12 protein-coding genes are annotated in these 11,503 nt (G+C 58.0%); 4 read left to right on the forward strand and 8 right to left on the reverse strand.

Translation table 11 applies throughout. From position 1 onward, the window contains the following. Window positions 1-119 precede the first annotated feature (119 nt). Window positions 120-911: an adenosylmethionine decarboxylase gene (speD, locus tag CAF65_RS12485; protein ID WP_007986012.1), complete on the forward strand. Its 792-nt coding sequence runs from the start codon at window positions 120-122 to the stop codon at window positions 909-911. 81 nt (window positions 912-992) lie between these two features. Here the strand turns inward: speD and coq7 are convergent, their stop codons facing one another. The 6 genes from coq7 to hemJ all read right to left on the reverse strand — a co-directional run bounded on the left by coq7 (window position 993) and on the right by hemJ (window position 5,550). Further along, a complete protein-coding gene (gene coq7, locus CAF65_RS12490; RefSeq protein ID WP_008051652.1) occupies window positions 993-1,640 on the reverse strand; it encodes a 2-polyprenyl-3-methyl-6-methoxy-1,4-benzoquinone monooxygenase in 648 nt (215 codons plus the stop codon). A gap of 148 nt (window positions 1,641-1,788) precedes the next feature. Next, window positions 1,789-2,127, reverse strand: coding sequence for a histidine triad nucleotide-binding protein (locus CAF65_RS12495; protein ID WP_085716541.1), 339 nt, complete (start codon window positions 2,125-2,127; stop codon window positions 1,789-1,791). Between the two features lie 80 nt (window positions 2,128-2,207). After that, window positions 2,208-2,996: an SDR family oxidoreductase gene (locus tag CAF65_RS12500; protein ID WP_085716542.1), complete on the reverse strand. Its 789-nt coding sequence runs from the start codon at window positions 2,994-2,996 to the stop codon at window positions 2,208-2,210. A 61-nt stretch (window positions 2,997-3,057) separates the two neighbouring features. Continuing rightward, window positions 3,058-4,023 (reverse strand): DUF805 domain-containing protein, encoded by a 966-nt coding sequence (locus CAF65_RS12505; protein WP_085716543.1) that lies wholly within the window; start codon window positions 4,021-4,023, stop codon window positions 3,058-3,060. A 93-nt stretch (window positions 4,024-4,116) separates the two neighbouring features. Beyond that, window positions 4,117-5,085: a nitronate monooxygenase family protein gene (locus CAF65_RS12510; RefSeq protein ID WP_085716544.1), complete on the reverse strand. Its 969-nt coding sequence runs from the start codon at window positions 5,083-5,085 to the stop codon at window positions 4,117-4,119. A 33-nt stretch (window positions 5,086-5,118) separates the two neighbouring features. After that, the gene (gene hemJ / locus CAF65_RS12515; protein WP_008017444.1) at window positions 5,119-5,550 is read right to left on the reverse strand and encodes a protoporphyrinogen oxidase HemJ; all 432 of its coding nucleotides are present in this window, start codon (window positions 5,548-5,550) and stop codon (window positions 5,119-5,121) included. Window positions 5,551-5,685: 135 nt separating this feature from the next. Between hemJ and argC the strand changes: the two genes are divergently transcribed. Together argC and erpA are read left to right on the forward strand one after the other, a co-directional pair. Further along, entirely contained in the window at window positions 5,686-6,720 is a 1,035-nt protein-coding gene (gene argC, locus CAF65_RS12520; RefSeq protein WP_085716545.1) for an N-acetyl-gamma-glutamyl-phosphate reductase, read from the forward strand. 166 nt (window positions 6,721-6,886) lie between these two features. Next, window positions 6,887-7,237, forward strand: a complete 351-nt coding sequence (gene erpA / locus CAF65_RS12525; protein ID WP_007906865.1) for an iron-sulfur cluster insertion protein ErpA — start codon at window positions 6,887-6,889, stop codon at window positions 7,235-7,237. Window positions 7,238-7,305: 68 nt separating this feature from the next. Here the strand turns inward: erpA and CAF65_RS12530 are convergent, their stop codons facing one another. Next, window positions 7,306-8,397 carry an anhydro-N-acetylmuramic acid kinase gene (locus tag CAF65_RS12530; RefSeq protein ID WP_085716546.1) on the reverse strand — a complete coding sequence of 364 codons (1,092 nt, stop codon included), beginning with the start codon at window positions 8,395-8,397 and terminating at the stop codon, window positions 7,306-7,308. A 3-nt stretch (window positions 8,398-8,400) separates the two neighbouring features. Beyond that, window positions 8,401-9,819 carry a peptidoglycan DD-metalloendopeptidase family protein gene (locus CAF65_RS12535; protein ID WP_085716547.1) on the reverse strand — a complete coding sequence of 473 codons (1,419 nt, stop codon included), beginning with the start codon at window positions 9,817-9,819 and terminating at the stop codon, window positions 8,401-8,403. A 211-nt stretch (window positions 9,820-10,030) separates the two neighbouring features. Between CAF65_RS12535 and tyrS the strand changes: the two genes are divergently transcribed. Then, the gene (gene tyrS / locus CAF65_RS12540) at window positions 10,031-11,230 is read left to right on the forward strand and encodes a tyrosine--tRNA ligase (protein WP_085716548.1); all 1,200 of its coding nucleotides are present in this window, start codon (window positions 10,031-10,033) and stop codon (window positions 11,228-11,230) included. The last annotated feature ends 273 nt before the right edge of the window (window positions 11,231-11,503 follow it).

An 11,503-nucleotide genomic window follows, 5' to 3' on the forward strand; every position in this document is an offset into this window, starting at 1 on the left:
GACAACCAAAATCGCCATTGCGAAGAGGTGTTAACCGTCCTACGCAGGTGCGTTGTTCGCATCTGACGGGCATGCTTGATCACGCGGCCGGGCCGCAAGCACATAGAGAGTTCTTAACGGTGAAAAGCAAACTCAAGCTCCACGGGTTCAATAACCTGACAAAGACCTTGAGCTTCAACATCTATGACATCTGCTACGCGGAAACCCCGCAAGACCAGCAGGCTTACGTCGAGTACATCAATAAAGAGTACAACGCGAAACGCCTGACGCAGATTCTCACGGAAGTTGTCGATATCATTGGTGCCAACATCCTGAACATTGCCAGTCAGGACTATGAGCCGCAGGGCGCCAGCGTCACGATCCTGATCTCCGAGGAGCCGGTAACCCCGACCGACAGTCAGATCGAGGAATCCCCGGGCCCGCTGCCTGAAATCATTCTGGCCCACCTCGACAAGAGCCACATCACGGTGCACACCTACCCGGAAATCCATCCGGTCAGCGGTATTGCGACTTTCCGTGTGGACATCGACGTGTCGACTTGCGGGGTCATTTCACCGCTTAAAGCGCTCAACTTCCTGATTCACCAGTTCGATTCGGACATCGTGACCGTGGACTACCGTGTGCGCGGCTTCACCCGTGACGTTGAAGGCAAAAAGCACTTCATCGACCATGAGATCAATTCGATCCAGAACTACCTCTCCGATGACACTTACGACGCGTACCAGATGACCGACGTGAACGTGTACCAGGAAAACCTGTTCCACACCAAGATGCTGCTGAAGAACTTCGAACTGGATAACTACCTGTTCGGCGACGCCACCAGCAACCTGTCCTCTGAGCAACGCGCTCAGGTGACCGAGCGGGTGAAACACGAAATGCTCGAAATCTTCTACGCGCGCAACATGGCGTAAGATTTTCAGGCGTAAAAAAGGCGACTCCCTCACGGCAGTCGCCTTTTTTATTCAGGTGCTGGCTCCTACAAAAAAACGCAGTCAGATCCTATAAGTACTCTTGGTCATCACCTTGGCCATCAGACTCATCCCGAATTTCACCGGCGCCGGAAAGCGGAACCCGCCAGCATCCAGTGCACTCTCGGCATGTTGTTCTTCATCGATACGCATCTGCTCAAGGATCGCCCGGGATTTTTCATCCTCGGCCGGCAATTGTTCCAGGTGTTCGTTCAGGTGTTTGCACACCTGGTCTTCCGTTGCCGCAACGAACCCCAGGCTGACTTTATCGCTGATCAGGCCGGCCACTGCGCCAATCCCGAAAGACATGCCATAAAAGAGCGGATTGAGGATGCTGGTGTGGCTGCCCAGTTGATGGATGCGTTGTTCGCACCAGACCAGGTGATCGATTTCTTCTTCGGCGGCATGCTCCATGGCAGCACGCACTTGCGGCAGTTTGGCGGTCAGCGCCTGCCCCTGATACAGCGCCTGGGCACAGACTTCGCCGGTATGGTTGATGCGCATCAGACCGGCAACGTGGCGCGTGTCTTCATCGCTCATTTTCGCATCCGGCTGCACGATGGCGGGCGACGGACGGTACGGCTGGCCGCTGAAGGGCAGCAGGGTACGCATCGCGGCATCGGCTTGCAGCAGAAGGCGGTCAATGGGCGAGTAGTGACGTTGGGTAGTCATGCTGACCTCCGGGGGAATTTCGGTGGCCAGTTTAACCCAAACGGCCGGGGAAGGATTGCGCTGGGTCATTGTGCTGCAGAGGCTGTGACAGTGCTGTGATGCCTTTTGTGAAAGCGGCAGTGCGCCGCTCCCTCAGGGTTTACTGCAATCAGCCCGGCGGCCAGTGCATCTGGCGCTGACCCAGCACGTGCATATGAATGTGATAGACGGTCTGCCCGCCCAATTCATTGCAGTTCATGACCACCCGGAAACCTTCTTCACAGCCCAGTTCCAGGGCCAGACGCTGCGCGGTGAGCAGAATATGCCCGGCCAGCGCCTTATCGTCTTCGGTGAGGTCGTTAAGGGTACGTACTGGTTTCTTCGGGACCACCAGGAAATGTACCGGTGCCTGTGGGGCAATGTCATGGAAGGCCAGTACCTGGTCGTCCTCGTAAATGATCTTCGCCGGGATTTCCCGGTTGATGATCTTGGTGAACAGAGTATCCACAGCTGTTTTCTCCGTTGTTTGGGCTGGCCTGAGTGTACTCATGGCTTATGCCAGCGCCCAGCCTTTTACCTTGAGTTGGGTCAGCGCGGGCAGTAAGCCTTGTTGACCATACCGGCGATTGTGCGAGTCAGCCAGCGCGAGCCGAGCCTTGGCAGGAAGGCAAACCAGCGGTTGCGCCGCCCCGGAATAATGATCGCTCGATTCTTTTCCAGTGCGCGCACGGTGTAGAGCGCCACTTCCTCGGGGCTCATCAACAGCTTGCTGTTGGTCAGCTTGTCGCTGTTGAGTTGCGCGGTACGGAAAAACGCCGTGCGGGTCGGTCCGGGGCAGAGCACGGAAACCTTGACCGCGCACTTTTTCAGCTCGACGCGCAATCCTTCGGAAAAGTGCAGCACATAGGCCTTGCTGGCGTAATAGGTGCTCATCCACGGTCCCGGTTGAAACGCCGCCACCGAGGCCACATTCAGAATCTGCCCGCCGCCCTGCAGAGCCATGCTGTTGCCGATGGCGTGACACAGGCGGGTGAGGGCGAGGATGTTCACTTCGATCAGGTCTTGCTCAGTCATCCAGTCCTGGGCCAGAAACGGGCCGCATGTGCCGATACCGGCGCAGTTGACCAGCAGGTCGATTTGCCGGTCGCCTTCCTCCAGTTCCAGCAGGAATCCGGACAGGCGCAGCGGTTCGCCCAGGTCGCAGGCACGGAACAACACTTCCACACCGAACCTTTGGGTCAGTTCAATCGCAATGCTTTCCAGCTGATCACGTTGTCGGGCCACCAGAATCAGGCTGCGGCCGCGCCGGGCCAGCGCTTCGGCCATTGCCAGGCCGATGCCGCTGGAGGCGCCAGTGATCAGAGCGTAACGGGTCATGCAGTTCTCCATCGCAACAGCTCAGCGCCGCGACGCAGGTGTCACGGGCCAGGAGCGCTGTTCATTCTTTCGCAGAGTCTACAGGGGGCTGGGCCTCTTCGGCTGCATCGTTGGCGGAATTTGGCAGCGGCTCGACCTCGACGTCGATTTCATCCGTGATGACCGAACTGCTTTCGTAGCTGCTCTGTGCGGCGCTTTCGTATTCATCCTGTATCGCAGTGAGACCTCCGGCCAAGGTGCCGACCAGGATCAGCGCGATAAATACCAGCCACAACGAAGACAATACCTTGACCGCGGTGCTGTTCGGTGGCGGTGGCGGACCGTAGCGGTTGGCCAGCTCGTTACCCGGGACGACCATGATCACAAACGGAAAGAAACTGCCAACAAACGGCACCAGGCTCAGCAGCCACAGCCAGCCGGACCAACCAGCATCGTGTAAACGCTGAACGGTGATCTGGATGCTGACGAAGGCAAATCCGACAAACAGGATCAACGCCAGAAAGCCGCCCAATATCAGGCCGGCGGTGGAATCCGCGCCGATGAGGGCTAGCGCGACCAGGGCAAACACCCCGCAAACAGCCAGGAGCACTAGTGTCAGCACCAGCGTCCAGGCGAGGTATCGCAAGCGGCCGATACGGCCATCGAAACTGAATGGCTTGAGTGTGGCTAATTCCGCCACGGCTTCGCCGACTGGGGCGCGAGGTGGAGCGTAAGGAGACAGCGGATCTGCCAAATCGGCCTGATTGCTGGCCGGAGTATGGTCATGCACGTCGGCGAGGTTCAGCTCGATCGGTGTTTCGGCTTCGATGCGGGCGTCGATACCGGTTTTGCTCAGCGCCTGGAGATAGGTCTGAGCATCGGCCTGCGACAGGTTGCGTTTGAGCGCTACCGGACGCCCGCTGAACAGGCGCTCGATGGCTGCGACATCGCTTTTGAACAAGTCGGCGAGGTTGAGCTTGGCAGTGGTGGTGTCGACACCGGGCAGCAAGCCACCCTCGAAGACGATCTTGAAACGGTTTTCGTCCATATTCGAGGCATCCTTGTCGCGAGAGGTTGAAAGAAGAATGTTGTGTCCGGGCGAGTGTAAGGCCAGCCGGTTGAGGCTGGCCAAGTTTTACTGTCAGCGCGGCCAGCGTTTGGGCAATTGGGCTGCATGCTCCAGGGCCTGGCGGTACTCCGCGTCGAGACGTGCAATCAATTGCTCGACAGTCGGCAAGTCCTCGATTTCGCCCACACCCTGGCCTGCGGACCAAACGGTCTTCCAGGCTTTGGCCTCATCGCTCACGGGTTTGAGCTTGGAGCCGAAGTTGATCTCGCCCTTGCCTTGCAAGGCGGCCATGTCGAAACCGGCGGCCTCCAGGCTCTGGCGCATAAAGCTCGCGGGGACACCTGACACGGCTGGAGTATGGATGATGTCTGCCGCTTTGGAGGTCAGCAGCATTTCTTTGTAGGCGTCAGGTGCGTGGCTTTCGGTCGTGCCGATAAATCGCGTGCCGAAGTAGGCCAGATCCGCGCCGAGCAATTGGGCGGCAAGAATTTCATGGCCGTGGTTCAAGCAGCCGGCCAGCAACAGGGTCTTGTCAAAGAACTGGCGGATCTCGGCAATCAGCGAGAACGGGCTCCAGGTCCCGGCGTGCCCCCCGGCACCGGCCGCCACGGCAATCAAGCCATCCACGCCTGCTTCGGCCGCTTTCTCGGCATGACGACGGGTTGTCACATCATGGAACACCAGGCCACCGTAGCCATGGACCGCGTCGACCAGTTCTTTCACGGCGCCGAGGCTGGTGATCACGATCGGCACTTTGTGTTCGACGCAGATCTGCAGATCCGCCTGTAAGCGTGGATTGCTGTTATGGACGATCAGGTTCACGGCATAAGGCGCGGGATTTTCCAGTGTCGCAAGCCCGGCTTCGATTTCTTCCAGCCAGGCCTTGAAACCACTGCTTTCACGCTGATTCAGCGCCGGGAAGCTGCCGACCACGCCCTGGCGACAACAGGCGAGTACCAGTTGCGGATTGGAAATCAGAAACATCGGCGCTGCCACCACGGGCAGACGCAAACGTTGTTCGAGCAGGGCGGGCAGCGACATTGGAAGTACCCCGGTGAGTTGTGCCAATTGGATTTAAAACGGTCGAACGACGACCAGAATTACGATTGCCAGCAATATCAGAACCGGAACCTCATTGAACCAGCGATAAAAGACATGGCTGCGGGTGTTTTCGCCACGGGCAAAACGTTTTACCTGCGCGCCGCACATGTGGTGGTAGCCGATCAGAATCACCACCAGCGTCAGCTTGGCGTGCATCCAGCCACCCTGAGTGAAATACGCACTCGGATTGAGGCTGATCAGCCAGCCGCCAAAGATCAGCGTCGCGATCATCGCCGGGCCCATGATGCCTCGGTAGAGCTTGCGCTCCATGATGCTGAAGCGTTCCTTGCTGACGGTATCTTCGCTTTGAGCGTGATAGACGAACAGCCGCGGCAGGTAGAACAGGCCGGCAAACCAGCTGACGACGCTGACGATGTGAAGCGCTTTGAGCCACAGATAGAGCATTTTTGGTTATTCCAGGATTCACGGTAGCCGGAATAGTAGAGGCTTGAGGCTCCGCACGTCACCTTGACGGTTGTCGCAGGGGCGCGCGGCCCCTATTATCGACGGCTTTCCAGTGGGTTTGTTGAGGGCAGGTTTATGGTCAAGGTCGGTATCGTCGGCGGCACGGGTTACACCGGTGTCGAACTGTTGCGTCTGTTGGCGCAACATCCGCAAGCTGAAGTGGTTGTCATCACTTCCCGATCCGAGGCCGGCCTGGCCGTGGCCGACATGTACCCGAACCTGCGAGGCCATTACGACGGCCTGGCGTTCAGCGTTCCGGACATCAAGACCCTCGGTGCATGCGATGTGGTGTTCTTCGCCACACCGCACGGTGTTGCCCATGCCTTGGCAGGTGAGCTGCTGGCGGCCGGGACCAAGGTCATCGACTTGTCGGCCGACTTCCGTCTGCAAGACGCGGATGAATGGGCCAAGTGGTACGGCCAGCCGCACGGCGCACCGGAGTTGCTAGACGAGGCGGTTTACGGCTTGCCGGAAGTCAATCGCGAGCAGATCAGGAAAGCGCGCCTGATTGCTGTGCCGGGCTGCTACCCAACTGCAACGCAATTGGGTTTCCTGCCATTGCTCGAAGCCGGCCTGGCCGATGCTTCGCATCTGATTGCCGACTGCAAATCCGGTGTCAGCGGTGCAGGTCGTGGTGCTTCCGTAGGCTCGCTGTACTCCGAGACTTCGGAAAGCATGAAGGCCTATGCCGTCAAAGGTCACCGTCACCTGCCGGAAATTCGCCAGGGGCTGCGTCGTGCAGCAGGCAAGGACGTCGGCCTGACCTTCGTTCCGCACCTGACACCGATGATTCGCGGCATTCACTCGACGCTCTACGCCACTGTGGTTGATCGTTCGGTGGATCTGCAGGCGCTGTTTGAAAAACGTTATGCCAATGAGCCCTTCGTCGATGTGATGCCTGCCGGCAGCCATCCGGAGACTCGTAGCGTACGTGGTGCCAACGTCTGCCGTATTGCCGTGCATCGCCCTCAAGACGGCGATCTGGTGGTGGTGCTGTCGGTGATCGACAACTTGGTCAAAGGGGCGTCGGGTCAGGCCGTACAGAACCTGAACATTCTGTTCGGGCTGGACGAGCGCCTGGGCCTGTCTCACGCCGGCATGCTGCCGTAAGGTTTATCGAGTACAGCAAAAGGCCCGTCTGACGGGCCTTTTTGCATTCCGGGCCGGCGACTGGATTGGTTGATATACCATAACAATAGTTGACCGCTTTTCTAGGAGAAGCGGATAATGCGCGTCATCACGCAATATGACGGCGTAACGCCGGGAGATAGTCAGCATGAGCGTCGAATCCTTCACCCCCACGGCCTTGCAATTCACCCACGGTGCCGCGCACAAGGTGAAGAGCCTGGTCGATGAAGAGGGGAATGATCGCTTGAAGCTGCGCGTATTCGTTACGGGCGGCGGTTGTTCAGGTTTTCAGTACGGCTTCACTTTCGATGAAGAAGTGGCCGATGACGACACCATCGTCGAGCGCGAAGGTGTGAGTCTGGTGGTCGATCCGATGAGCTTCCAGTATCTGGCGGGTGCCGAAGTGGACTACCAGGAAGGTCTGGAGGGTTCGCGTTTCGTCATCAAGAACCCGAATGCGACCACCACCTGTGGCTGCGGTTCTTCGTTCTCGATCTGATCAGTACACCTGTTTCACAAAACGCCGCATGGCCTCAGGGGCTTGCGGCGTTTTGCTGTGTGGAGGATTTATGCGGGGTAGATGGCGCCGAGTACGCGCAACCCCCGGGCACCGGTAACGCTCGGGCGGTTGGCCGCGATGCCTTCGAGGCAGCAATGAGCCAGCCACGCAAAGGCCATGGCTTCGACCCAGTCGGGATCTACACCGTAAGTAGCGGTACTGCTGACACTTGCGTTTGGCAACAGGTTGGCCAGGCGACTCATCAGTGCGGTGTTGTGGGCGCCGCCGCCGCAGACCAGCAGCTCCTGCGTGTCTGCCTGGGCGCTTTGCAGTGACTCTATGATGGTCAGCGCGGTCAGTTCAAGCAGCGTCGTCTGAACATCTTCGGCGCTGAAGGCTGGCAGTTGTGCCAGATGCTGTGTCAGCCATGGCAGGTTGAACACTTCCCGGCCGGTACTCTTCGGGCCTTTGGTGACAAAGAACGGATCGCTGAGCAGCGCATTCAACAGCACCGGTTGAACGTTGCCACTGGCTGCCCATTGGCCGTCACGGTCAAAGTGATCGCCGCGTTGCTGATGAATCCAGGCGTCCAGTAGCACATTGCCCGGTCCGCAGTCGAAACCGGCAACCGGCTTGCCGGGCTCGATCAGGCTGAGGTTGCTGAAACCGCCTACGTTCAGCACGGCGCGGTTGCCGGCCCGTTTTTCGAACAAGGCCTCATGAAAGGCCGGAACCAGCGGTGCGCCTTGCCCGCCGGCAGCGACGTCGCGGCTGCGGAAGTCGCTGACCACGGTGATGCCGGTCAGCTCCGTCAGTAGGGCCGGGTTACCGATCTGCACAGTAAAGCCGCGTGCCGGTTCGTGGCGGATGGTCTGGCCATGGCTACCGATTGCACGAATGTCGTCTGGCTTCAGTTGCTGCTGAGCGAGAAGGGCATGAATCCCTTGGGCTGCCAGTTTTACCCAGTTCTGCTGGGCGATGGCGGAGCGGGCAATCTCGTCCGGGCCACTGGCGCACAAGCCGAGCAGCTCGGCGCGCAGGGAATCGGGCATGGGGATATAGTGGGAGGCGATCAGTCTGATCGCCGGGGCTTGCTCGATCAGCGCGATGTCCAGGCCATCGAGGCTGGTCCCGGACATCACACCTATATAGAGCGCCATGACTTAACGCTTGCTCGAAGCCAGCAGAGTGGCTTTTTCCTGTTCCATGCGCGCCATCAGCGGCTGGCTTTGGGCGAGGAAGCGTGCGCGTTCGGCCTTGGCAATCGGATCGGCCATTGGCAGTTTCTGGCCCAGCGGGTCCACGTGCACGCCATTGACCTGGAACTCGTAATGCAGGTGCGGCCCAGTGGAGAGGCCGGTGGTGCCGATGTAGCCAATCACCTGGCCCTGTTTCACTGTGCCGCCAGTCTTCACACCTTTGGCGAAGCCTTGCATGTGGCCATAGAGCGTGGTGTAGGTGTTGCCGTGCTGGATGATCACGGTATTGCCGTAACCACCGCGGCGGCCGGCGAGTAACACCTTGCCATCACCGGCAGCCTTGATCGGCGTGCCTCGCGGCGCAGCGTAGTCGACACCTTTATGGGCGCGGATCTTGTTCAGGATCGGGTGTTTGCGGCCCATGGAAAATTTCGAGCTGATGCGGGCAAAGTCCACCGGTGTGCGGATGAACGCCTTGCGCATGCTGTTGCCGTCAGCGGTGTAGTAGCTGCTGTTGCCCTGTTTGTTGGTGTAGCGAACGGCGGTGTAGGTCTTGCCGCGGTTGGTGAAGCGCGCCGACAGGATAGGGCCGTTGCCGACAGCTTTGCCGTTGACTACCTTTTGCTCGTAGATCACGTCGAATTCGTCGCCCAGGCGAATATCCTGGGCAAAGTCCACGTCGTAGCCAAACACACTGGCCATGTCCATGGTCAGGCTGTGGGACAGGCCTGCCCGGGCTGCGGACTGCGACAGCGAGCTGTTGATCACGCCGTGAACGTAAGCGGAGTGCACGGTCGGTTTCGCGGTAATGCGGTTGAAAGTGTAGCCCTTGTCGTTCTTGGTCAGGCTGATGCTTTCGAGGTCGTTGAGCTTGCTGTGCAAGTTGCTCAACTGGCCGTCAGGGCTCAGTTCGAATTCGAGTTTTTGCCCATGCTTGAGCTGGCTGAACTGCTTGGCCTGCTTGTCGCTGGCCAGTATTTCATGCACTGAGGTGGTGGGCAGGCCGACTTTCGCGAACAACGTAGAGAGGGTGTCGCCCTTGGCAACAATCACTTCCCTGTGGCTTGCCGACTTCTTTTCTTCGACGATCGGCGCCGGCTCGGCTTGAGCTGTTTCCTGAGTGTCCTCGGCGCCGTTGTCGATCTGTGCGAAGGGAGATGTTGCTGGTTCATTTGTGGCTTGAACGGCGTCAGCAGCGTCTTGATCTTGTGTCAGTTGTTCAGCAGGACTTTCCAGTTCAAGACTAAGGGTCGTCTTTTTGGCTTCAACATCGCTGGAAGGGAATACCAGGAGCGCCAGGCTGAGAAGGGCGGCGATGCCACTTGCAGCGAGCAAGTGGGTCTTCGGGTAAAGCGGCGGCGCTTTAGACGATTCTGTGGTCATAAATGGTTTTGACTTTGAAAAAGATGAATTGGAAAAGATGAATGACATGATGAAGATGAAATAACTGTATAAAATATAACCAAATCATCTCTGAAGCAAGTCCGCGGGCGCCTTGTCTGCGGATTGGCGTCCGTGCGCCGGGCAAACCTTGTATTTGACGCGCGATCTTGTATGGTTGGTTCCCTTTGAATCTGAGCCTTGCGGGTCTGTTATGAAGTCGGTTGAAGAGCAGCTAGCGCTGATCAAACGTGGTGCGGAAGAACTGTTGGTCGAGTCCGAGCTGATTGAAAAGCTCAAGCGTGGCCAGCCGCTACGTATTAAGGCGGGCTTCGATCCAACGGCTCCGGATCTGCACTTGGGTCACACTGTGCTTATTAATAAGCTGCGCCAGTTCCAGGAGCTGGGGCATCAGGTGATCTTCCTGATTGGTGACTTCACCGGGATGATCGGTGATCCGAGCGGCAAGAGTGCTACGCGCCCACCGCTCACTCGCGAGCAGGTCCTCGAGAATGCCGAGACCTACAAGACTCAGGTCTTCAAGATTCTGGATCCGGCAAAAACCGAGGTGGCGTTCAACTCCACCTGGATGGATCAGATGGGGCCGGCCGACTTCATTCGCCTGACTTCGCAGTACACCGTGGCTCGTATGCTCGAGCGCGATGACTTCGACAAGCGCTACACGACCAATCAGCCGATCGCCATTCATGAGTTCCTCTATCCGCTGGTTCAGGGGTACGACTCGGTGGCTCTGCGCGCAGATGTCGAGCTCGGCGGCACTGATCAGAAGTTCAACTTGCTGATGGGGCGTGAGTTGCAGCGTGGGTATGGTCAGGAAGCTCAGTGCATTTTGACCATGCCGCTGCTTGAAGGCCTGGATGGCGTGAAAAAGATGTCCAAGTCTCTGGGCAACTACGTCGGTATCCAGGAAGCGCCGGGCGTGATGTACAGCAAGCTGGTTTCCATCCCGGATGTGCTGATGTGGCGTTACTTCGAGTTGCTCAGCTTCCGCTCCATGGATGAGATCAATGCGTTCCGTGTTGATGTGGAGGCGGGTGCCAATCCGCGCGATATCAAGATCAAGCTGGCCGAAGAGATCGTTGCGCGCTTCCATGGTGAGGAGGCTGCGGCCAATGCTCATCGTGCAGCCGGTAACCGTATGAAAGAGGGTGAACTGCCGGATGATCTGCCAGAGATCGAGTTGACGGCTGCCGAAGATATGCCGATCGCTGCCGTCCTTAATAAGGCTGGCCTGGTGAAGAACTCGGCGATGGCGCGAGATCTTCTCGGTTCGGGTGGCGTGCGTATAGATGGTGAGGTGGTTGATCGCACCTTTATATATGCGTTGGGTGCAACCCATGTTTGCCAGGCTGGCAAGAAAGCATTTGCGCGTATTACGCTGAAGGCTGAATAAAGTTGAAATAAAGTGTTGACGGCGAATTTTAGAAGCCTATAATTCGCCCCACTTCCGGCGCGGTCGAAACGGAAAACTCCTTGTTAAACAATGAGTTACGCAGATTTCGGCGGCAGGTTGCTTCAGGTCATCGAAGCTGAAAGGAAGTTGAAAAAGAGGTGTTGACAGCAGCGGGTAACGCTGTAGAATTCGCCTCCCGCTGACGAGAGATCGAAAGCGCAAGTGGTTGAAGTTGTTAAGGATTCCTTGAAAACTTCTGAAAATAATCACTTG

The sequence above is a fragment of the Pseudomonas sp. B28(2017) genome, assembly GCF_002113025.1.
GTDB lineage: Bacteria > Pseudomonadota > Gammaproteobacteria > Pseudomonadales > Pseudomonadaceae > Aquipseudomonas.

Excerpts from the sequence above, each read along its gene's own strand:
- CAF65_RS12510 (WP_085716544.1), bottom strand. The coding sequence starts at position 5,085 with ATGTCGCTGCCCGCCCTGCTCGAACAACGTTTGCGTCTGCCCGTGGTG.
- erpA (WP_007906865.1), top strand. The coding sequence starts at position 6,887 with ATGAGCGTCGAATCCTTCACCCCCACGGCCTTGCAATTCACCCACGGT.
- tyrS (WP_085716548.1), top strand. The coding sequence starts at position 10,031 with ATGAAGTCGGTTGAAGAGCAGCTAGCGCTGATCAAACGTGGTGCGGAA.
- coq7 (WP_008051652.1), bottom strand. The coding sequence starts at position 1,640 with ATGACTACCCAACGTCACTACTCGCCCATTGACCGCCTTCTGCTGCAA.
- CAF65_RS12500 (WP_085716542.1), bottom strand. The coding sequence starts at position 2,996 with ATGACCCGTTACGCTCTGATCACTGGCGCCTCCAGCGGCATCGGCCTG.
- CAF65_RS12505 (WP_085716543.1), bottom strand. The coding sequence starts at position 4,023 with ATGGACGAAAACCGTTTCAAGATCGTCTTCGAGGGTGGCTTGCTGCCC.
- hemJ (WP_008017444.1), bottom strand. The coding sequence starts at position 5,550 with ATGCTCTATCTGTGGCTCAAAGCGCTTCACATCGTCAGCGTCGTCAGC.
- CAF65_RS12535 (WP_085716547.1), bottom strand. The coding sequence starts at position 9,819 with ATGACCACAGAATCGTCTAAAGCGCCGCCGCTTTACCCGAAGACCCAC.
- argC (WP_085716545.1), top strand. The coding sequence starts at position 5,686 with ATGGTCAAGGTCGGTATCGTCGGCGGCACGGGTTACACCGGTGTCGAA.
- CAF65_RS12530 (WP_085716546.1), bottom strand. The coding sequence starts at position 8,397 with ATGGCGCTCTATATAGGTGTGATGTCCGGGACCAGCCTCGATGGCCTG.